The organism is Streptomyces sp. 891-h, from assembly GCF_022760275.1.
GTDB classification, from domain to species: domain Bacteria; phylum Actinomycetota; class Actinomycetes; order Streptomycetales; family Streptomycetaceae; genus Streptomyces; species Streptomyces spirodelae.
Genome location: NZ_CP050693.1, coordinates 7,627,592 through 7,648,054 on the forward strand (window position 1 = coordinate 7,627,592; position 20,463 = coordinate 7,648,054).

Consider the following 20,463-nt stretch of genomic DNA (forward strand, 5'->3'; position numbering starts at 1 on the left):
GACGGCACGCGCTCCGATCAAGCGGCTCACTGCCGCCGAGAGCCACTTTTTGGCGCTGCGCGGGTTCGCGCGTGTCCTGCGCAGGCAGCAGCCTGCGCCAACTCGTCCGGAAGAGTTGGCGGGTACGCACATCCGCGCGTTTGTGGAGCATTACGACGGTCAGCCGAGGCGTCAGCATTCTGCCCTCAAGCAGCTGCGTTCCGTGTTGCGCAAGGATCCGGAGCTCCCGGAGGACGCCCGCCAGGCCCTGTTCGACGTCCGGGTGAAGGAGCCCGAGGTGATCCGCCCCGGGGCCTACGCGGACGCCGACTGGCAGGCGATCATGACGGCGGCGCGGCGAGACGTCCGCCTGGCGCGGGAGCGGGTCGAGGCCGGACAGCGCCTCCTGGCACGGTGGCGCGGCGGCGATCCCGCGCTCAGCCGCCGGGAGGCTGAGCGCGGGGCCCTCTTGGATACCCTCGACCGCACCGGTGACCTGCCGCGTCAGCCCGGGGGCAAGCGCAACCACACGAACGCGGTGCTGCGCGCCGGCGGCATGGGACACCTGGCCGCGAGCTTGTGCCTGACCCGGTCGGAGGCGACCGCGTTCTGTCTTCTGCTGACCGCGCTGACCCAGGAGAACTTCGGCACCATCGCCGCGTGGCCCGCGGCGCACTACCACCCGGAGGGCGCCCAGGAAGACGAGCGGGTTGTCCTGGTGGAGGAGTCCAAGCCCCGGCGCGGCCCCGAGCGGGAACACATGATCGCAGCGCTGGAGCACCTGCCCGACGACGTCGCGCAGCTCCTCGGCGTCGATGCCGACGAGTCGCGCCTCATGCGCTCCCCGCTCCGCCTGTACCTGCTCCTGCTGTCCCTCACGGAGCTGCCTCGCCGCCACGGAGGGACGTCCGCGGCTTTCGCAGTATTCAACCAGCGGCGAGTTCGCTGGGGAGCCGGGGTACGGGCTGGCGATGTTCGTAACTGGGCCCGGGCACACGGCTTTCCGGCTGCCCGGCACGCCGTCCCGGGGCGGCCGGGTGTGGACACAGACCGAATCCGGCAAACGGCTCTGGAGCGTCGTCGGCATCCCGTGGCGCACTCACGCCACACTCACAACGACATCTATCTCAAGGGCAGTAGCACCGTGCAGGCCGACAGCCGGAAGGTCATCGGTGCGGCGCTACGACAGGAGGTCGCCAAGGCTCGTGTGGTGCAGTCGGTTCCGGTCTTCACCGCCGACTTCGTTTCCTGGGCCCGCGAGAACCTTGCTGAGGCCGCCGCCCAGGCGGGCCTGGAACCTCGGACGCTGAGAGACCTTCTCGACACCGAGCGGGACACCGCCACCGTTGCCTGCGTGGACCACCTCGCCAGCCCGGTCGCCGAACCCGGCCAACCGTGCACGGCCTCCTTTCTGCAGTGCCTTACCTGCGCGAACGCCCGGGCGCTGCCGCACCACCTTCCCGTGCAGATGGCCGCCCGTGACGGCATGCTGCAGCGACGCCCTCATCTCGACCCGCCTGTATGGCGTGCCCGCTTCGGCGCTCCGCTTCAGCAACTGGAGGAGATCATCAGTCACTTCACTGAGGCCGAGCACCAGCAGGCGCGTGACGGTCTGACCAGCGACCAGCGGCGGCTGGTCGATGACCTTCTTGACGGCCGCCTGGATCTGCGATGACCAGCGCCTCCGTCCCCTTCTCCGCGCCCGGTGATCCATGGCCGGCAGACGACATCATCGTCCTGCGAAACCGGCCTCTGCGCGCCGGAACGGACGAGGCAGTCCTGTCCCGTTTCGGCGATGCGGTCTGGCACACCGTGCCGGCACACCCTGATGCCCACCACCACGTCTCGCCGCTGATCTGGAGTCACTACCCTCCGATCTTCCGTCTCCCCTTCAAGACTTTCTTCCTCGCTGCGCTCGACCACCCCTACCCAGGTAGCCCGGTCACCGTGCAGCGCGGCGGCGAGCGCGCGGGTGTTGCGACGCTCCGCTACTGGTTCATGGACCTTCAGGTCTTCGCGGAATGGCTCGTCGGGGCGGGGATCTCCCGTCTGTGCGACGTCACCGAACACCATCTGGACGCCTACCGTGCCCACGTCCATGCTCTGCAACGCAAGCCGGGCCGGAAGGTGGATTTGCAGGCCGCGGTGCGCACGCTGTGGCTGTACGGTCCGCACTTGCCCGACGAGGCACGGCTGGCCACCGGCTACCCCTGGCCCAGGGCATCCGACGACGGCCTCATGACCTCTGTCGGAGGCCGCGACAACAAGACGCCGCGGATCGCCCCGGCGACCATGACGGCCCTGCTCGCCTGGGCGCTGCACGTCATCGAGGCGGTCGGCCCCGACGTACGGGACGCATGGGTTCAGCATCAGCAGTTCAGAGCCGGGACGCATCCGTCTCAGGCCGAGTTCGACGGCCTTCCGACGGGGGAACGCGCCCAGCGGTACATCGCCCGCTGCCGACGAGAGGGGACCCCGCTGCCCGGACACCGTACGGAGAACGGGCGGCGGATCATCAACTTCTCCGCCATCGAGCGGATGCTCCAGACGACCACGGTCTTCTCCTTCACCCCCAATCAGAAGCGGACACTGCGGGAGTCGGGGCTACCCGTCGCCGAAGACAGCTACATCGGGGAGATCACAGGTGTGATCGATGGCCGGCCGTGGCGCGATTCGCCCATCGCCGTGTCCGAGCTGCGCAATCTGATTCGCATGGTGACTGCGGCGGCTTTCGTGGTGATCTGCTACCTCAGTGGGGCCCGTCCCGGCGAGGTGCTCAACCTGCGTCCCGGCTGCCGGGCGACCGACGAGGAGACCGGGGAACTGCTGATTGTCGGCCGCCGGGGCAAGGGGTATGACCGTGCCTCGCTTCCGCGGTCGGCGACAGAGGCGGACGCGGAGGGGTCACCGGAAGAACGGCCGTGGGTCGTCGTCATGCCGGTGCACGACGCCATCGCACTGCTGGAGAGCTTCGGCGACTACGCGTTCTTGTTCCCCGCCAGCTTCACCAACGCCCAGACCAAGCGGCCGAACGACTTCAACGCCCGGCAGGTTGAGTCGGTCACCAGGGATCTGGAGGACTTCGTGGCGTGGGTGAACAGCACGTTTGGCCGCCCCGGCAGCGACGTGCCCATCCCGCCGGACCCGACCAAGCACCTGCACGCTTCGCGCTTCAGGAGGACCCTCGCGTATTTCATCGTCCGCCGGCCCCGCGGTCTGGTGGCGGCTGCGCTGCAGTACGCCCACGTCCACACCAAAGTCACCCTGAGCTACGCAGGGCGGGGCGATTCCTCCTGGATGGACGACATTCAGCTGGAGACCCTGGAGATGGTGCTGGAACAGAATGAGCAGGACGCCCGGCTGCTGGAGGCGGGCGAACACGTCTCCGGCCCCGCTGCCGATGAGTACCGGCACCGCGTACGGACACGCGCCCGCTTCGCCGGACGCGTCATCACCGCTGGCAGGAGCATTGAGCGACTGCTCGAGCAGGCGGACCCGAACATCCACCATGGCGAGGCCATGACCTGTGTGTGGCGACGGGAGACGGCCGCCTGCCGAAGGGCCCGCATCGAGGCCGGACTTCCCGCTGAAGACGGCCCCAACGAGAGGGAATGCCTATCGAGTTGCAGGAACCTCGTCTACACGGACCGGAACATCGTCGTGCACAGGCGTCTGCAGCAGCAGCGGGAGGAGGCGGCAGCCGATCAGCTCAGCCCCCGTCCCTTGCGAGACCGAGGAGCCGCGCTGGCTGAGAGCAGCCGAGCGATCATCGCCGCCCATCAAGCGGGGCCGGTTCCGACGGCATCAACGAAGAAGGAGCGGTGATGGGACGCCGACCGCGCGACCAGGAAGCCGACCGAGCCGCGATCCAAGCCGCAGCCGACCGGCTTCTGGCCGGGACCCCGTTGCGCTCGCACTCTGGGCGACTGACCGCATCTGAGCTGATCTCCGAGTGCGACCTGCGGCGCGACATCGTCTACCGTCACACCGACCTCATCCAGAACTTTCAAGCCCGGGCGAAGGCGCAAAACTCCACCCCGGTCGCGATGCAGGAGCTCGCCGAGGAGAACCGACAGCTCAAGACCGAGAACGACGAGCTGAGGGGCGAACTCCGCCAGGAGCAGGCGAGGAGCAAGACGATGCGGATGATCATCGCGGAGCTCTCCCTCGAACTGGAACGAGCCAAGGCCGAACTTGAGGGGGTCTCTGGCGTCACCCGACTGACGGACCGGCGCTGACCAGGGCAGGGATGTTATCCAGCGTCAGGGCTCCTCGCCCAGCTCAGGTCAATCAGGGTGCTCTGACCGACCGAAACGCTCGCCGCCGACGTGCTGATGACGGCCGAGAGCGGGTACGGAAGGGCCGCTCCACACTGGCGCCCGAAGCGCTTCCGTGCGCTCCCTGTACGTACGTGTGGCGTGCCAGGAGATACGGGCAGGATCGCGGCATGGACTACTACGGCGGGCCGGACCCGGCGTCCCGCGAGGACACCAGCTTGTGGGCTCTCACCGAGACCGCGGAGGAAGACTGGCAGTATCCCGTCGTCGGGGTGGCTGGGGCGCTGCTGCTGCATTCCGGCCGGCGCACCAGCGGGATCTCCTACCCGCGGGCCTGCCGCCTCCTGGGCAGCGTTCCCCCGCGCCAGGGCGGATACGCCCTGTGGGGCATGTACGGGATCGACCGCGATACCGGCGCGACCGAGCGCCGCACGGCGGTGACGACCTACCTGCGCCACACCCAGGCAGTCCTGAGCCGCTGGCGCGCCGGTGACCAGGACGCGGACCTGCTCACCGTCCCCACGAGAGGCCGCGGTAGCGATGGGGAGATGCTCTTCGTGGTGCGGGGGTGGCCGGTACCGCTGGTGCCTTGCCCGGGGCTGAACCCAGCCGCTTCCCCTGAACACCGCCTTACCGATAGGACTCCGCTGCCCTTCTGACGGCCCGGGTCGCGGGCGGACGCACCAAGTCCCCGGCGCGGGCTCGCTGAGCGAAACGAAGTGGAGGCCGGACCGTACTTCGTGTCGCGCCCAACTTGCCGGAACTCCTGCTTGGCTCGGTGCTCTGCCAAGAGCGTTCGGCGCCTGGCGGGAGACGTCTCGCAACCGCCTCTTGGGTGGGGCGTATGACGTGATCTGTGCCAGCCCGGCGGGTTACAGCAATCCTCCCAGCGGCAGGGTGCGCTCGGCGAGTTGTCCGCGCAGTTTCTCTCCGGCAGTGTCAGCTTCGGCGAGCCAGTCGCAGCGATCAGCCGTTCGGCGTGCTTGGTTGACATCCTCGGGCGCCAGGGTGCAGAACGCGGCAGCTTGTTCCAGGAGGAGTCCGCCGTCCTCGGCGTGTCCGAGGCGGCCGTCGGGACGGGTATGAGCGGCGGTGTACAGGGCCTGGAGCGGGTGGTCTTGCGAAGGCGAACGGCCGGGGCTGTTCGGGCAGCCGCATGGGAATGGTGAACCCGGTGGTGTTCTCGGACCCGGAAGTCATCACCTCAGCGACGGTGCCGGGCAGACGTAGCCAGTCATCGCAGCGAACAGTCGTTGAAGTACCCGCTCGGGATCGCCCTGTGCGCCGCTGGTAGTCGCGGAGCGCGTCCCCGGGCTCGATGAGCTCTACTCGCAGCACGTCAGGTTCCAGGTCGTGCGGCACGGTCCGCTGCGCGATCTTCCCCCCATCGCTTCGCCCGCCGGGCGGTCCGGACCGGCAGCAGCGTTGGCACGAGGAAGCGACGCCGGCCCGTCGGCCAGGGCAGGCGATGAACCGGCGGCGGAAGAGGGTCCGTGGTGGGAGAAGACCGCTGCAACACTTCCCCCGTCGTGCCGTCTGCGGGCTCCCGCCGGGCGGCTGGCTTCCCCGCCGCCTCCTCAGCTTCGGCCGGGGTGGTGCGCACCGGGGACGCGCCCATGGAGTTGCGCACCGGGCGACCTGCAACTTGCCCTGGGAAAAGGGTAGTTGTCAGTCCCGCCCGCTAGCTTGATGAGTGTCCCTCCTACCTGAAGGAGCCAGCGTGACCTCCAAGCCCCGCCGCTCGTACAGCAACGCCACCATCGCCGCTCTGACCACGCTCGCACGAGGCGGCTGCTACTACCCCGAGTGCCACGTCCCGATCCTGAAGATGATCGACGGCGAGCCGTTCCTCAATCTGGAGATCGCCCACATCCGGGCGTTCGAGGACAACGGGCCGAGGTCGGAGGAAGACCTCGACATCCGGGAGCGGAACAGCTTCGGCAACCTGATCCTGCTGTGCACTCCGCATCACAAGCTAGTGGACGGTCCGCGAAGCGAGGAGTTTCCGGTCGAGGTGCTCGAAGGCTGGAAGGACGCGCGGGAGTCCGACGGTATCGACGCGCTTGCGGGGCTTACCGACCTCACCGAGGACAAGCTCGCAACAATGATCCAGGAAGCTCAGCACGAGCTGTTCGAGCGTCTGGAACCTGCCCTGGACGAGTTCGCCAAGACGGCCCCCGAACTGGCGGACCTCCTGAAAAGCGTCACCAGGGAGATCTCCGACCCGAGGATTCACGGGTTCGGAATCTCCGAGGACAGCGTACGCATGCTCAGCAACGCCTCCCGCGACCTGGGTCATCTACCCGACACCGCGCCGTGGCTGCTTCGGGCCGCTCATGCCCTCAGGACGCTCCCGGACACAGCCTCAACACTCCAGGATGCCGCCGATGACCTCAAGGGACTCCCGGACACGGTGACCATCCTCAACAAAGCAGCCCAGAAGCTCTCGACGGCCGCGGCGAAAGCTCAGGACGCGACCTCCGCCGCATACAACAGTCCCTACTGACGCCCCGCAGCATCACAGGCCCGCCTCGCAGCAAGGTGTCGCCGAGGGTGTGCAGGACAGCAGCACGAGAGCGGCAGGCATCTCCCCGCCGCAGTCCATGCAAGGCTGCGCCCTGACCCATCACCCCGACGCCCTGCACCAACTCGGCCGCCTGGCCGACCAGTACGAGCGCGGAACCGGGTTGCTCACCTGGCGCTACGCGAGCGCGGCCACGGTGCTCGGGACCAGTGTCCTGGACCGCGTGGTGGGCGGCCGTCCCGCGCTCACGGCCGGCACGGTGACGGAGCTGTGCGAGGAGTCGACTCTCGGCCAGCTGCGCGATGCCCTGTCGATCCCGTGCACCGACCTACTGATTGCGCGCGAGCCCGTGTTCCGGGCAGTGGGTAGTGCTGCTGTGGCGCCTGTCCGGACACGTCCACTCCTTCATCCCGCGTCGGCGTTCCGTCATCCTGCATCCCGGCCCCTACAGCGGGAGCGTCACGGTGACTGTCTTGCCGCCGCCGTCCGGATCGGCGGGCACGGCCGTGCTCCCGCCCGCTTCCACGGCGAGGTGCTGGACCAGGTGCAGGCCGAACCCGCCGTCACCGTCTTCGCGCGGCGTGGGCAGTGCGCGGGGCCGGTGCGGATGCCGGTCGTGGACTGCCACGTCCAGCTGTCCGTCCGCCATCGCCAGAGCGACATCCACAGCCGAGGAGCACACGGCTGCGTGGCGCACGGCGTTGGTGACCAGCTCGCTGACGATCAGCAGCACCGCGTCCCGGATCGGGTGAGTGGCCAGCCCCCAGGAGGACAGCACCTGATCCACCTCGGCGCGCGAGCGCGGCACCGACGTCACGTGTGCGGTGGGCAGAGTGAAGTCGTAGCGGAGGTCAGCCGGGGCCGAGGCATGGGTCTGATCAGTCACGATGGCGGTCACCTCTTCCTCCCCGGGGCGCGCGAGCTGTGCGGCGGGCGTCATTGCGGCGCGTCCTTTCGCTCGTAGATGCGGTGGCGGAAGCGCGGCCCGATCACGGAGCGGGCCCTTCCTCGAAGAGCCAGCCCGCGGCGGCATCGGCCAGGTTGTGGCGGCGGGCGGCGTCCTGGGAGGTGCGGTGCGGTATGACGCCGCTGGCGTGGGTGGCGACCAGGAACGCCCCGTCGGCGGCGACGCGTTGGCACAGTGCTGCGAATGCGCCCTGGCCGGTCGTAAGGGCGGCCGGGGAGAAGGCCACGATTCCCCTCGCTGTTCCCTCCGTCACCAGGCTCACCACGCGCGTCCACCCGGGACGGTGCTCAAGCGGCTGGCTTCCGTCCTGGTCGCGAACGGCCTCGGTCACGGGCCAGTCGCGGGCGTGGGCGTACTGCTGAAGATGCTCGGTGATCAGCGCTGCGGCGTCGTCCTCGGCGGCGCAGATGTACAAGGCGACCGGAACCCGGCGGCCGGAAGGCGGGGCAATCGGCATGCCCCCAGGGTCACTGGGAGATCACCATAGGTGAATGCCCGCCGGATAGCAGTGGCGGAACTCGTTCCGGGCCGGGTGCGATGCACCGTGGTAGTTGCGCGGCCTGGTCGGTGGCGGTATTACGCGGCGTGGTAGTCGCCGAGGTTACCCGGCCAGCAGATCAGCGCCGAGGACGCCGCCGAGCTGACGCAGCGCGCCCTTGTTCGCCTGCCCAATGCGTCGCCCGATGATCACAGGAAGGGCTTGGTGCCGGGCCCATTCGGGGTGCTCGGTGCACACCTCCATCAGACTGTCCAGCGCGGTGTCCCACATGCGCGCGTCGCATTGGGCCGCGGCCAGATCCAGCGCGAGCCGGTTCTGCGTGGCCTGCTGGAGCGCGGAGCGGTCGCCCATGCTCTTGCCCAAGGTGAGGGCCTTGCCGGCCTGGCCGAGAGCGACACTGATGCCGACGGCCTGGGCGGCGGCGTACACCGGGCCGAAGGACACGCCGTTCGTGGTCAGGTCGCCGCCCATTCGGGCACCGACGGCGTGGGCGTGACTGAGCAGGTCGCCGGCGCCGTCCGCGTCACCCCGCCGGGAAGCGACCACTGCGGCGAAGACGATGTGACAGCCGTAGACGGCCAGCCGCTTCGGGTCGCTGTCGCTGTAGCGGGGCTCGATGGACGTGGCGGCCCGCTCGGAGACCTGCTGGGCCTGCTCCAGACGGGCATCGCGCAGGTAGACCCACGAGCGTCCCGAAGCCACCAGCGCCTCCCGCAGCGGGTCGGACGCCTGCGTGGCCTCGGCCTGGGCGTGGCCTACGGCCGCGTACGCCAGATCGCGGGCGCCCATGAGGTTGGCGCAGTAGGCGGCCAGGCGGTAGCAGTCCGACAGCACCCCGCGAGCCGCGCACACCCGGTCAGCCGGAGCTGCGGCCACCGCGGCGGCGGCCTGGCCCACCAAGGGCGCGACCGTGCGTGCCGCCCCCGAGTAGTCCCCTTGCTGATACAGATCCCATGCCGCCGCAAGCGCGGTGGAATGGGCCTGCGCGTCCGGCGGCGGAGCGTCAGTTCCGATCCCGGCAGCGGTGTCGTGAACCACCAGGGACAGCTGCCGCAGCGCGGCTCGGTCTGCTGCCGCCATCGCGCGGCGCGGAGCCTGCTGCCCGACTAGCACCGACACGTCCGAGTGCAGTGCCTCCGATACACGCATCAGCGTCGGCAGGCTCACGGTGCCGTTCTGCTCGATCTTGCGGATCGTGCCGACCGACACCCCGGCGGCCTCTGCCAGCGACTCTTGCGTGAAGTCGGTGCCCCGCAGCAGCTTGACCCGCTGGCCGGTGGTGTAATTGTCCCAACTGCCCATGCCCACGCCCCACTTCCGCGTATTGGCTGCACAGGCGACCGTACGCGCATCCGCTTGCGGCGGATAGAAGGTCCACTCCATCGGGTCCGGGACGCCGCCGGTGGCCGGCGGCCACGCGCTCAAGCCGGGGCAGGAAGAACGTCCAGCAGACTGGACAGCCGCGCGACGGTGTCGACCTGCCCATCGGCGTGCACCGTGGTGATCCCCAGCGCGGCGGCCGGCGGAAGATTCACAGGATTGTCGTCGACGAACACGCACGCGTCGCCGGGCAACCCCATGCACTCCAGCGTGCGTTGGTAGATCAGCGGATCGGGCTTGGCCACGCCTTCCCGCTCGGAAATCACCGTGATGTCGAACAACTCCCACACCCCCAGCGTCTGGTACGGGTCGTAAGGGGCCAAACCGAAGGAGTTCGACAGCAGGGCCACGGTGTATCCGGCCCTGCGAGCGGCCCGCGCCAGCGCGATCATGTCGGTAGCTGGGCGGACGGCCGCCCACGCCTGGCCCATCAGATCGTGATGGTCCGCAACGCCCATCAGCGCAGCGGTACGGCGGTTCCATTCCGCCTGCGGCAACTGCCCGATCTCCAACGCCTTGTAGAGCGCGCGCCCTTCGGGATGGTCCTCCAGGATGTCGCCCCACGCGGTCGCGGGAAGCCCCTGGGACAGGCACCAGGAGCGGTGAGCGGACGCGACTCCGTCGGTCAACACCCCCACGAAGTCCAAGATCAGCCCCCGGTAGGGGGCTCGCCCGTCAGAGCTCTGCGCCACGCTTCCACCAGCCTTTCCACTCAGGATTCAACACCGCGAACGTACCCGCCCCGCTCCCAGAAGCGGGGGCAGCCGGTCATGGGAAACCGGCTTCCCGGCTACCCGAACTTCACCATCCGGGGATACGCACAGCACGAAGCAGCGCAGTAACGTCATGCGCACCACGTGGCAACCGACCCCACCAGGAGTGGATCTGGCGCCAACGGAGCACGTCTGAACTTGACTCACGCCCCATGTCATACAGGCATTCGCCCGTGAAGATGACTGCCGACCATACGAAATTCGATCCCCGAAGATCGCCGTACTCCTCGTCCACTCGCGCGAAGAGAACCAACACGTGCAGATCATTCAGCGGAGTCGTCCCGCCACGGACATCCTCATACCTGGTCGCCTCCAGGGCGCCCTCGGATGGGGCCTGAGGCGCGAAACGGGCCCTGACCCGCACGCGCGCCAGCCCGCCATACCGGCCCTCCGGCGGTCCCTCTGCACCGATGAACGGCGCGGTGCCCGCACACGCGTCCCACGTCCACCGCTCACCTCGGCGCTGTCGCGCGAACGCGGCCAGGCCGGGGACCTGCTGGATCACTGAGGTCCAGGGAACGGCCAGGTCGACCGTGAGAGAGCTTGAGGAGGCGTTCGGTCCGCCCATGGCCGGACCGAACTCACCGGTTTCGTCGAATCCCGTGCGCACGGCTCGGGCTCGGCTGTAGGCCGCCGGCACGGACACGCTCGGCCAGAGGGCCGCAGCGGTGAGGGACTGCGCCAGGCCGCCGACCGGATTGCTCCTGTCCGTGGCCAGCCCCGCCCTCTGGAGCCGGTCACGCGCTGACCACATCCCGAGGAGGACGTCGCCCAGCATGAGCACATCGTCAGAGGTGTCCATGACGGACGTCGACCTCCCGGTGAAGACGTAGGGACGGGATACGCTCGTGGTGCAATCTCGACAAGCTGAATCTCGACATGTGGCTTGCCTAGTGAACGGAGGGCAGGTGCCACAGCCCGGCCGCGTAGACCGCGCCGGCGCGCCGGGCGAGGAGGACCTCCGGTCCGTTGCCGGTCTCCCGGCGCAGGATCAGGTGGACGTCGACCGGTTCGGTATGACGCTGCGTGCCGCTCGTGTTCATGGAGTCCACCCTCTACTCCCAGCCCATCTGGGAGTACGTGCGTCCGGCCAGCACTCCGTCGATGGCCAGGCGTGCATACGCAACGACCTCAGTCGGAAGGTCCTTCGGCGCCCACCACCGCCACTCCACGCACCGGTCGGGCTCCAGGACTTTGGGGGTGCCGGACCAGGTACGGGCCCGGAAGACGAGTTGGATCCGTGGCAGCGCGCCCGGAGAGTCGACGAGGTGGACCAGGTGCACGAGTTCGACGTCGCCGGGGCCGATGAGCAGCCCGGCCTCCTCCTCGGCTTCCCTCACCAGGCAGGTGACTGCGGCCTCCCGCTCACAGTGCCCGGCCAGGAAATGCCACGTATTCGGGGCGAACGTGGAGTCGGGGTGGCGTAGACCGAGCAGCACGCGGCCGTGATCGTTCTGGAGGTAGAGGTGGACACCGACGATGTGCGGCTCGGTCCCTTCCGGTGCTTCGCCGCGGCGGGAGCGCACAGACTCCGCCGGGGAGCTGGCCGGGGGGTGCTGGGCCGCGTGCCGGTGGATCAGCTCATGCGTGTCGGGGCTCAGGCGCAGCCGGTCCAGCACCTCGGGGGTGAACCACCGCAGAAGCACACCCTCTCGCAGGTCGACCGCGTCGGGATCGCCGTCCCAGCGGCCCGCGAAGACCTGGATCGGCGCCACGAGCCCGCCGGCTCCCGTCGTTTGTGCCACGGTGTACGGCATCAGTTCCGCGGGCGCAAGGCCGGGAACTTCTTCGGCCAGCTCGCGCCGCAGGGTCTCCGCCAGACAGGTGTCGCCCTGTTCACGGCCGCCACCGAGAAGGGAGAAGGCTCCGGGAGCGGCGATGTCGTCGCGTTGATCTCGCAGGTGGAGCAGGTACTGCCCGTGGCCGTCGTGGATCAGGGCGGAGGCACCGACCGGTTCCGGCTGCCCGTCTAGTCCGTCGTCCTCGGCCAGCAGCAGCTTGGCGCGCAGTGCGGGGGAGCGGACGTCGGCGTACGGGAGCCACCGGGCTTCGGATACCTCCTCGTTTTGGAGCGTGAGCGGAGGTGGTTGTTCGGCAGCGAGGTAGAAGGCGAAGCGGAAGTCGTAGCGCTGGTGGGCGGGCTCGCCCTTGGCGGTGTTGGCGTCGATGCCGTGGACATCGATATCGATCGGCGCGCCGAGGAACTGAGGGGTCATGCACAGTTCCTGGGGGCGGATGCCGGTCTCCTCCTGAACTTCTCGCAGGGCGGCCGCCAGGAGGGTGCGGTCTCTGGCCTCGGTGTGGCCGCCCGGAGCCGGCAGCTTCCCGCCGCGGGCCCTGTGACCGACGTGCAGCACGCGCCGGTCGCGGTCGATGACGACGGCTCCACACGTGATGTGGCCGGGCAGCGTGGAGCGACTGGTGGGATCCGCGTCGTCGTCGAGGGCGGCAGCCAGTCCGGCAAGGGCCTCCCGCTCCTGCGGGTGCCGGGTCAGATAGGCCTCGAGGATTGCGCGGATGTGGGATCGGGTGAGGGACACGTCATCACCTGGGAGGTCATGGGGGTGGGGGCGCGGGTCGGTTTCGGAGCGAAGGTGGCTCATGGGTGCACTTCGGGCTTCTCTGTGCCGGCGGGTTCGGAGGTGACCTGGTAGGAGAGCAGCTCCTGGAACAGGCCCTGTTGCTGGGCGAGCTCCCGGTAGGTGCCCTCTTGCACGATGCGGCCCTCGTCGAGCACCACGATGCGGTCGGCGACGGCGACGTTGGCGATGCGGTGGGTGACCAGCAGTACCACCCGGTCCTGGGCGAGACCGCGCAGCCGCTGGAAGATGCGGTATTCGGCGCGCGGGTCGAGGTTCGCGGTCGGCTCGTCGAGGACCAGCAGCCCGCCTGGGCGGAAGAACGCCCGGGCCAGCGCGATTCGTTGCCACTGGCCCCCGCTCAGTTCCTCTCCGTTGAGCCACTCGCGGGCGAGGAGGGTGTCCAGGCCCGCGCCGAGCTTGTCGACGACCTCGTCGGCACCGGCGGCCGCGCACGCCTCGTGTACGGCGGCGTCACCGCGTGGTGAGGGCTGGCCGAGGGTGATGTTCTCGCGCGCTGTGAGCGGCCACTGCGCGTAGTCCTGCGGTACCAGGGCCACCCGCTGCCACAGCGCCTGCGGGTCGGCCTCGCCGGTCGGCACGCCGTCCCACAGCACCTCGCCGTCGGTGGGCAGGTACAGGCCGCAGACCAGGTTCGAGAGCGTGGACTTGCCCGAGCCGTTGAAGCCGACCAGCGCGGTGACTTCGCCCCGGCGAAGGGTAAGCGAGACATCGGACAGCGCGTTGCTGCCCTTGCCCGCATAGCGGTGGGTGACGGCTTTGATCTCGATCGTCTTCGGTGGCTCGGGCCGGTGCTCGCCCCGGCGCATGCGGAATCCGCCGGCCTTCGCCAAGAAGTTGCTCCAGTCGTCCATGTACAGGCCCGTACGCACCGCGCGGGCCCCGACGCTCACCAGACCGCGGACCGACTGCCCCACCGTCTGCAGGGCGAAAACAGCCATTCCGGCGTGCCCGACACTGATGCGGCCGGTGGCCAGCAGCACCACGACCGCCGCCCACACCATGGCCGACCCCAGGCCACCACACATGGCGCCGAGCACGGACATGCGGGCGCCCTTGTCGGCCGCAGCGCGGTCTTCGCGGTTGATCCGGGCGACGGTCTGCCGGTAGCGGCCGGTGAGGAAGCCGGCCATGGTGCCCTGCAGGCTATTGCCGCCCCATGCCGCACGCTGGATGGTGAAGGCAGCCGGGGCCCGGTGATGTGAGTCTGCGTCCCTCACCATCTGCCCCGGAACACCGTCGCGGAAGTCCAGATGGCCGTCAGGACGGATCAGTGCGTAGATACCAGTCATGGAATCGGTGTAGGGGTCGGCAGCGGGCCTCCCGCCGGGCCGGGCACCCGCGGTGCGTGAGGTGCGGACTCGAAGAGGTCGTCGAACTCGGCGGAGATCGGCTCACCCCCAGCCGGCCCGTCCGGGCTCGCTCGCCCCCGACGGGTCGGCTGCATCCGTTCGAGGCGCTACCGGCGCCCATGTGCGCCTGTCTCTCCTGGCTGCGCACCCAGGCGGCGCGTCGCGACAACGGCACGCCGTGAGTCCCCCCCATGAAAACGTGGTGCTTCCGTCGGCGGCAGGGGCAGCCGTCCTCTCCCACCGCTGAGGAGGTGGCCGGGGTGCGTCGATACCGCGCGAAGAGCGGCGGGTACGCGGCGTCTCGGGCCGGGCCAAGGGGCACGGTGCCGGGTTGCCCAGGCGCGGTTACTCAGCCAAAGCCGTGTTGATGGCCGCTTCCGCATGCAGCCGTGTCGTGGGGAAGACAGGAACGGGGCTGTCCTGTTGACCGATGAGAAGCTCGATTTCGGTACAGCCCAGGATGATGCCCTCTGCTCCCGCTGCCGCAAGATCCCTGATAATCCGCTGAAATTCTGTGCGCGATGCACTCCTCGCGATACCGAGGCAGAGTTCTTCGTAGATCACCCGATGCACAAGTGCGCGTCCCCCGGTGTCGGGGACGCATACGCCCAGGCCGCCTGCCTCCAGGCGTGCACGGTAGAAATCCTGCTCCATGGTGAACGCGGTCCCGAGCAGACCGACCTTGCGCACTCCCGCGGCCCGCACCGCATCTGCCGTGGCGTCGGCCAGATGCAGTAACGGAACTCTCACCGCAGCCTCTACCTGACCCGCCACCTTGTGCATCGTGTTGGTGCAGATCAGCACCATGTCGGCACCCGCGCTCTCCAGGGAACGGGCGGCATCGGCCAGAACCTGCCCGGCCTCGTCCCAGCGCCCGTGCACCTGTAGCTGCTCGATCTCCGCGAAATCCACCGAGTACAGCACGCACCGCGCCGAGTGCAGACCACCAAGTCGACGGCGGGTCAACTCGTTGAGGAGCCGGTAGTACTCCGCCGTCGATTCCCAGCTCATCCCCCCTATCAAACCGATTACCTTCACTGCTGCCTCCTGGTCATCCCACTGTCGCTGCCGCAGAGCTTGCAGGAGTATCGCGCTGAAAGCAATTCAAGAAAACGAAAGACGAGCCGAAAGCTTCCCTTATGGAGCTGCGTTTCCCTGGCTGCCGGAAGAGCTGTCAATGGTCTGGAGGCGGTAGACGGTGACCGTGACCTGACTGCGGGTGCGGGGAGTCGGGAGCGACCCGGATCGTCACCCGGGAGCAGTCGCCTGCGTGACGTCGATCAGGCCGGTGCCATCGAGCCGGTGAAGCACTGCTTCATGTAACAGCCGCCTCTCTCGCCCGCCCACTCACCGGTCGCAGTGCGACCACACGGGCCTCACGCCGTACAGCACCAGGCTGGTCGCGGCGTGAGGGGCAGTCGGCATGGAATCAGTACGACTGGAACTCCAGCAGATGTCCCTCCGGATCGCGGACGTGCGCGGTTCGCATCGTGGGACCCCATTCGGGACGCTCCACCCGTGCGGCGGCGTCCTCGGCACCGTTGGCCGGACACGGCGCGTGGGCTGCGGCCACGTCGGCGACCCTGCTGACCAACACGACCGTGGCGCCCGTGTCCAGCCGTGGCGGTGGCGCCTGAGGGCTGATCGGCCGTGCGGAGAGCCGCTGGCACCAGTCGGTGATCCAGCAGAGCCAGCAGGCCTTCGTCGCACGTCCCAGCTCGCGTACGGACCGTCGGCGCCACCACGGGCCGGCGTGGCGCCCAGGAGCTCCGGCAGGACGGTGTCGTAGAAGCGGAAGCAGCCGCCGTTCAGGACGCTGTGCTCGCCCCACTGAGCGGAAGCGGGCGAGCCCAGCTTCATGCGCTGCTGCTGCGCGTGTTCGAGGAGGCGGGAGCGGATGATGACGCGCACGGCCGACGCTTCCCGCTCTGAAGACCGGTCCAAGTGTTCCGGCTTGCCGGTAGGTGTCTGGTCTGTGACCAACGAAGAGAAGGTCGTACTCGGGCTTTCCGTGAAGAGCAGCCACAGGGGATGCCACCAGCAGCCGACCAGGACCTGATCGACGTGCATTTCCAAGCGGAGTGACGCGGTGAGCTGAAGAGGTGCTGTTGCGGATTTCGACGCTGCCTTCCCCTTCTCTCCGAGCGGGCGAAGGCCCTTCTGCCGACGGAAGCCGGAAGCCGGAAGCCGGCAAGCCTGGGCAGACCGGGCCGGAGCAGTCGAGCAGCACACCTTGCCCTCCAGATCCGCGCGCGGCGTGATGGCTCTGCTCGGGTCTTCGGCGACCACGTACGGGCCGGCTGTCTTCTTCGTACGAGTCCGTAGTCGGTGCCGAGGGGGAGCCGTCCACAGCTTTCATGTCCTGTCGGCGGCTACCGCTAAGCTTCCGACCGTGCAGTGCAGCGTTGGCCGCTGCCTTTGAGGAGGTACAAGATGGGTGCGTCAGCCTGGGAATACTACGTGCCGTACCAGGAGAATCTCGGCGCCGCTCTGGAGGAGTTGCAGCGTCGAGTGTTCATCGCCGGTGAGTACTACTGGGCGCCCGGCGCCGACTGGCTTCCTGAGGAAGAGCGACGCCCGCGGCCTTCGACCATGGAGGAACTGTGGGTGGACGAGTGGACGCAGCACAGCGGTACCCACTCGATCCTCGATGTCTTCCATGTTCAACGGGAAGATGAAGAGCCTGAGATCTGTGCGATACAGCCGGTGACCGCCGCAGAGGCCCGCAGCGTGGCCGGCACTGAACGGCTGACCCGTGAACACGTTCCAGCGATCCAAGACCTCGCCGATGAGCGCGGGTACGGCCGGTGCGCCGTACTGTACGACGAGTACGGGGCGCGACGGGAGATCTATTTCTGGGGTTGGTCCGGAGACTGAGCCATCTTCCTGCTCCGAGCCCGTTCTCCGGCCTCTTGGGCTGGTGCGCTCGAAGACGCTCTCGGGGCATCTGGTCGTTTTCCCAACGTCATCTTCGGCACGTGCGAGCAGAAGCTCTGAAAACCCTCGACGGACACGGCCTCATTGTCCACTGCCAACTACAACGACTTCTCGGATTCGTCTGGACCGGCACGTGTGGCCGGAGGTGATGGCCCTGCGGGGAGCCTGGCCCGCCGACCCGTCGTGATCAGCTCGACGTGTTCCACGGTGGGAGGCAAGAGATGGCGATATCGCTGCCTGATAGGCCGGCCACACCGACACTCGTGTTCCGATCCCGATGTGCTGGTGCTGGATTGCGCTGGACAACAACATCTCGCGGATTGGCTGAGACTTCGCGGTCCCAAGGATCCGCCTCGCCCTGCACCCGCATGCCAAGAGCCACGCGCGCAGATCGCCGACCGTCAGCTTCGAGCCGGCGCGCGCGGGCTGTCGGTGGCCACGATCAGCGAGGGCGAGGCGTTCGCCCGGGTCGGCGTGGATGACCTGTTCATCGCCTACCCCGTCTGGCTCGACGCCGACAAGGCGCAGCGGCTGCGCCGGTTGGCGGACGACGACGTTGCTGTGGGAGCCGGCGTCGAGTCGGTCGAAGGCGCGCGGCAACTGGGGAACGGCGTGCACGGCAGTGCCCGGCTGGTCGAGGTGCTTGGTCGAGGTCGCCAGCGGGAGCCACCGGACCGGGGTGCAGCGTCACGCTGTTGCTGAGGTCGGGAAGGCGGCTGCCGACGCGTGCCTGGACGTCGTCGGCGTGTTCGCGTTCCCTGGGCGCGGATACGGTCACGACGCGCAGGCGCGCGAGCACGCAGCACGAGGAGCGCACGCTCGACGAAGCCGCACAGGCGCTGCGAGGCCTTGGTCTGGACATCCGCGTGGTCAGCGGCGGATCGACCCTGACGGTGGGGCAGTGGCAGTTGGGCGCGGTCAACGAGCTGCGGCCCGGTGTCTACCTCTTCAATGACGCCGCTCAGTTGGCGATCGGGACCTGGGGGTGGAGGATTCGGCGTTGGCCCCCGCGGCGACGGTGATCCGCGTTCCCGTCCCGGCCCCGGACCGCCCGCAGGGAACCATTACCGGGTTGGGGGAGCACCACGCCGTCGTCCGGCTTCCGGAGGGGGTGCGGGGGCCACGCCTCGGGTCGATGGCCGCTCTCGTCCCCGTCCACATCTGTACGCCGGTGAATCCCGCCGATGAGCTGCTCGTCGTCCAAGACCGCGAGGTGATCGACCGCTGGCCGGTAACGGCACGAGGCGTCAACACCTGAGCACTGCCTCGGGCCGACAGGCGGCGGTAGCAGATCAGAGTTGCGGCTCCCCGCGAAGGCAAGGAAGTGTGCGGTCTTGCGCGCCCAACGACAGGGACGACGTCGGCACCCGGCCAGCCGGGCCACCGTCCGCTCCACGCTCCAGCGGTGGCGGCCCAGCCGCTGCGAGGACTCGATCCCCTTGTGCGCGATACGCGGGACTGAGATACCGATCGAGAGCGGCAGACCTGACCGCTCGGCGATCAAGCGGATCTTTGCGTCATTCTTGCCGCGATCTACGGGATTCGTACGGTTGCGCCGCGTCGGGCGCGGCCGGCTCGGCGTCGCCCGCCCTCTCGCTGGGGCGGGGGAAGTCGGCGCCCTTCCGCAACGTGCCGAGGGTGGCTGGCGACTCTGCGCGGGTGAGGCGTTCTCTGGGGCGGTGTGGGCGGGCATGCGGCCGGCGGCGGCCGGGCCGCGTTCAGCCAGCGGAACCTCCCGGGAACGGTTCCCCGGACACACCCGGCGCCCGATCAGATCTTCTGGGCGTCCGCCTGGGAGAGCAGTCGTTCCACGACGTCGGTGACGTGGAATTCCTGTCCCCGCTCTCCCAAGCGACGGTCGAAGGCGAGAGCACCTCTGACACCGATGCCACCGCAGCCGCCCGCACGCACGGGGACGAACGCCTGGAGGCTGCGGTACGACGGGTTCCTTCAGAGGGTGAGGGCGAGCTTGCCCCGCAGGTGACCGCCGTCGAGCAGCCGATGCGCGTCGGCCACGTGCTCGAAGGGGAACGGTCATTCGGTCGACAAGAGCGGGGATCGCCGACCGGCCTTGTTCCAGCAGGGACGCACGAGCTGCCCGCTTCGTACGCTCGCCCATCAGGAAGTCGAGCAGCGCGCTCCGTGCATGATCGTCGTCCAAGCGACCCAGCGACGCAATGAGCGCTTCGGCTGCAGCTAGAGGTTGTCCCGTAACCAGTGGTGCGGCTGGTGCGTTGGTCGGGCATGGGTGGGGTGATCTCAGCTGATGATCCGAAGTGGATTGAGCCGTTTGCGGGTCTGACCGAGGTGCAGTTCGTGAGGCTGGTGGCACTGGTGCGGCGCCGTGGTGGTGACGTTCAGCGTGGCCGGCCGTGGCGGCTGTCGCTCGGGGATCGGGTGTTGCTGGTGGCGACGTACTGGCGCACGAACCTCACGTTGCGGCAGGTGGCGCCGCTGTTCGGGGTCTCGAAGTCCGCGGCCGACCCAATCTTGGATCATCCCGCACCGTTGCTGGCCATCTCGCCCGCGCGCCGGCCGCGCAAGGACACCGTCTACATCGTCGACGGCACCCTGGTACCTACCCGCGACCGCAGTGTCGCCGCGTCCAGCAAGAACTACCGGTACTCGACCAACCTGCAGGTCGTCATCGACGCCAACAGCCGCCTGGTCGTGGCCATCGGTCTCCCGCTGCCCGGCAGCCGCAACGACTGCCGGGCCTTCACCGAGTCCGGTGTCGACCGGGCCTGCCGGGGAGCCCCGACCATCGCCGACGGCGGCTACCAAGTCACCGGTCTCCTCATCCCGCACCGCAAACGACGAGGCCAGAGCCAGCCACCTCAGCCCATCGCAGGAGGCAGAGAACGCTGTCCATCGAAGGGCACGAGCGCGGGTGGAACATGCCCTGTCGCGGTTGAAGAACTGGAAGATCCTGCGGGACTGCCGACTCAAGGGCGACGGAGTTCACCAGGCCATGCTCGGCATCGCCCGGCTGCACAACCTGGCCCTCACTGGATAACTCCCACCTCATACGGGACAACCTCTCGTCCCCGCCATGAAGCGCCTTTGGGCGAGGAAGCCGGACCGCTGCAGGCTCTGCTGACCCGGGCGGCTGCCGCCAGCATCCAGGTCGGTCGCCGCCCGCTGTCGGTCTGTGACGAGCTGACCGGCACTCAAC

At 68.7% G+C, this 20,463-nt stretch carries 17 protein-coding genes and 3 pseudogenes; 9 read left to right on the plus strand and 11 right to left on the minus strand.

Going from position 1 to position 20,463, the window contains the following annotated elements; translation table 11 throughout:
* The first annotated feature begins 202 nt into the window (after nucleotides 1-202).
* The 5 genes from HC362_RS33875 to HC362_RS33895 all read left to right on the plus strand — a co-directional run bounded on the left by HC362_RS33875 (nucleotide 203) and on the right by HC362_RS33895 (nucleotide 6,762).
* Nucleotides 203-1,654 (plus strand): hypothetical protein, encoded by a 1,452-nt coding sequence (locus HC362_RS33875; RefSeq protein WP_243088156.1) that lies wholly within the window; start codon nucleotides 203-205, stop codon nucleotides 1,652-1,654.
* Nucleotides 1,651-3,804, plus strand: coding sequence for an integrase (locus HC362_RS33880; RefSeq protein ID WP_243088157.1), 2,154 nt, complete (start codon nucleotides 1,651-1,653; stop codon nucleotides 3,802-3,804). The genes HC362_RS33875 and HC362_RS33880 overlap by 4 nt, the downstream gene beginning before the upstream one ends.
* On the plus strand, nucleotides 3,804-4,217 hold the full coding sequence (locus tag HC362_RS33885; RefSeq protein ID WP_243088158.1) for a hypothetical protein: 414 nt from the start codon (nucleotides 3,804-3,806) through the stop codon (nucleotides 4,215-4,217). Before HC362_RS33880 ends, HC362_RS33885 begins: the two co-directional genes overlap by 1 nt.
* A 209-nt stretch (nucleotides 4,218-4,426) precedes the next feature.
* Nucleotides 4,427-4,915 carry a hypothetical protein gene (locus tag HC362_RS33890; protein WP_243088159.1) on the plus strand — a complete coding sequence of 163 codons (489 nt, stop codon included), beginning with the start codon at nucleotides 4,427-4,429 and terminating at the stop codon, nucleotides 4,913-4,915.
* A gap of 1,061 nt (nucleotides 4,916-5,976) precedes the next feature.
* On the plus strand, nucleotides 5,977-6,762 hold the full coding sequence (locus HC362_RS33895; RefSeq protein ID WP_243088160.1) for an HNH endonuclease: 786 nt from the start codon (nucleotides 5,977-5,979) through the stop codon (nucleotides 6,760-6,762).
* Nucleotides 6,763-7,225: 463 nt separating this feature from the next.
* Here the strand turns inward: HC362_RS33895 and HC362_RS33900 are convergent, their stop codons facing one another.
* From HC362_RS33900 to HC362_RS33945, 10 genes and pseudogenes are all read right to left on the minus strand, one after another.
* Nucleotides 7,226-7,720, minus strand: coding sequence for an ATP-binding protein (locus HC362_RS33900; RefSeq protein ID WP_243088161.1), 495 nt, complete (start codon nucleotides 7,718-7,720; stop codon nucleotides 7,226-7,228).
* A gap of 49 nt (nucleotides 7,721-7,769) precedes the next feature.
* Nucleotides 7,770-8,204: a hypothetical protein gene (locus tag HC362_RS33905; RefSeq protein WP_243088162.1), complete on the minus strand. Its 435-nt coding sequence runs from the start codon at nucleotides 8,202-8,204 to the stop codon at nucleotides 7,770-7,772.
* A 144-nt stretch (nucleotides 8,205-8,348) separates the two neighbouring features.
* Nucleotides 8,349-9,671, minus strand: a complete 1,323-nt coding sequence (locus tag HC362_RS33910) for a helix-turn-helix transcriptional regulator (RefSeq protein WP_243088163.1) — start codon at nucleotides 9,669-9,671, stop codon at nucleotides 8,349-8,351.
* Nucleotides 9,668-10,318 (minus strand): HAD-IA family hydrolase, encoded by a 651-nt coding sequence (locus tag HC362_RS33915; RefSeq protein ID WP_347568524.1) that lies wholly within the window; start codon nucleotides 10,316-10,318, stop codon nucleotides 9,668-9,670. Before HC362_RS33915 ends, HC362_RS33910 begins: the two co-directional genes overlap by 4 nt.
* Before the next feature lie 109 nt (nucleotides 10,319-10,427).
* Nucleotides 10,428-11,201 carry a hypothetical protein gene (locus HC362_RS33920; RefSeq protein WP_243088165.1) on the minus strand — a complete coding sequence of 258 codons (774 nt, stop codon included), beginning with the start codon at nucleotides 11,199-11,201 and terminating at the stop codon, nucleotides 10,428-10,430.
* A gap of 88 nt (nucleotides 11,202-11,289) precedes the next feature.
* Nucleotides 11,290-11,442, minus strand: a complete 153-nt coding sequence (locus HC362_RS33925) for a hypothetical protein (RefSeq protein ID WP_243088166.1) — start codon at nucleotides 11,440-11,442, stop codon at nucleotides 11,290-11,292.
* Between the two features lie 12 nt (nucleotides 11,443-11,454).
* Nucleotides 11,455-12,939 carry an NUDIX domain-containing protein gene (locus HC362_RS33930; RefSeq protein ID WP_243088167.1) on the minus strand — a complete coding sequence of 495 codons (1,485 nt, stop codon included), beginning with the start codon at nucleotides 12,937-12,939 and terminating at the stop codon, nucleotides 11,455-11,457.
* 59 nt (nucleotides 12,940-12,998) lie between these two features.
* Nucleotides 12,999-14,138, minus strand: a pseudogene (locus tag HC362_RS33935) (ABC transporter ATP-binding protein); the annotation flags it as partial.
* A gap of 558 nt (nucleotides 14,139-14,696) precedes the next feature.
* Nucleotides 14,697-15,389, minus strand: a complete 693-nt coding sequence (locus HC362_RS33940) for an aspartate/glutamate racemase family protein (protein ID WP_243088168.1) — start codon at nucleotides 15,387-15,389, stop codon at nucleotides 14,697-14,699.
* Between the two features lie 391 nt (nucleotides 15,390-15,780).
* A complete protein-coding gene (locus tag HC362_RS33945) occupies nucleotides 15,781-15,924 on the minus strand; it encodes a hypothetical protein (protein ID WP_243088169.1) in 144 nt (47 codons plus the stop codon).
* Nucleotides 15,925-16,784: 860 nt separating this feature from the next.
* On the opposite strand from HC362_RS33945, the gene HC362_RS33950 reads away from it, so the two are divergent.
* The 3 genes from HC362_RS33950 to HC362_RS33960 all read left to right on the plus strand — a co-directional run bounded on the left by HC362_RS33950 (nucleotide 16,785) and on the right by HC362_RS33960 (nucleotide 18,546).
* Complete coding sequence (locus HC362_RS33950) at nucleotides 16,785-17,228, plus strand: hypothetical protein (protein ID WP_243088170.1); 444 nt, start codon at nucleotides 16,785-16,787, stop codon at nucleotides 17,226-17,228.
* Between the two features lie 339 nt (nucleotides 17,229-17,567).
* Entirely contained in the window at nucleotides 17,568-17,990 is a 423-nt protein-coding gene (locus HC362_RS33955) for a hypothetical protein (RefSeq protein ID WP_243088171.1), read from the plus strand.
* A 316-nt stretch (nucleotides 17,991-18,306) separates the two neighbouring features.
* Nucleotides 18,307-18,546 (plus strand): hypothetical protein, encoded by a 240-nt coding sequence (locus HC362_RS33960; RefSeq protein WP_347568548.1) that lies wholly within the window; start codon nucleotides 18,307-18,309, stop codon nucleotides 18,544-18,546.
* A gap of 108 nt (nucleotides 18,547-18,654) precedes the next feature.
* Here HC362_RS33960 and HC362_RS33965 read toward each other — a convergent pair.
* Nucleotides 18,655-18,744 (minus strand): annotated as a pseudogene (locus HC362_RS33965) (IS5/IS1182 family transposase); the annotation flags it as partial.
* A gap of 788 nt (nucleotides 18,745-19,532) precedes the next feature.
* On the opposite strand from HC362_RS33965, the pseudogene HC362_RS33970 reads away from it, so the two are divergent.
* Nucleotides 19,533-20,304: pseudogene (locus HC362_RS33970) on the plus strand (transposase).
* The last annotated feature ends 159 nt before the right edge of the window (nucleotides 20,305-20,463 follow it).

What these genes read in the sequence shown, in the direction of transcription:
- HC362_RS33950 (WP_243088170.1), top strand. Translation starts at nt 16,785, where the DNA reads ATGGGTGCGTCAGCCTGGGAATACTACGTGCCGTACCAGGAGAATCTC.
- HC362_RS33890 (WP_243088159.1), top strand. Translation starts at nt 4,427, where the DNA reads ATGGACTACTACGGCGGGCCGGACCCGGCGTCCCGCGAGGACACCAGC.
- HC362_RS33920 (WP_243088165.1), bottom strand. Translation starts at nt 11,201, where the DNA reads ATGGACACCTCTGACGATGTGCTCATGCTGGGCGACGTCCTCCTCGGG.
- HC362_RS33900 (WP_243088161.1), bottom strand. Translation starts at nt 7,720, where the DNA reads ATGACGCCCGCCGCACAGCTCGCGCGCCCCGGGGAGGAAGAGGTGACC.
- HC362_RS33925 (WP_243088166.1), bottom strand. Translation starts at nt 11,442, where the DNA reads ATGAACACGAGCGGCACGCAGCGTCATACCGAACCGGTCGACGTCCAC.
- HC362_RS33905 (WP_243088162.1), bottom strand. Translation starts at nt 8,204, where the DNA reads ATGCCGATTGCCCCGCCTTCCGGCCGCCGGGTTCCGGTCGCCTTGTAC.
- HC362_RS33880 (WP_243088157.1), top strand. Translation starts at nt 1,651, where the DNA reads ATGACCAGCGCCTCCGTCCCCTTCTCCGCGCCCGGTGATCCATGGCCG.
- HC362_RS33885 (WP_243088158.1), top strand. Translation starts at nt 3,804, where the DNA reads ATGGGACGCCGACCGCGCGACCAGGAAGCCGACCGAGCCGCGATCCAA.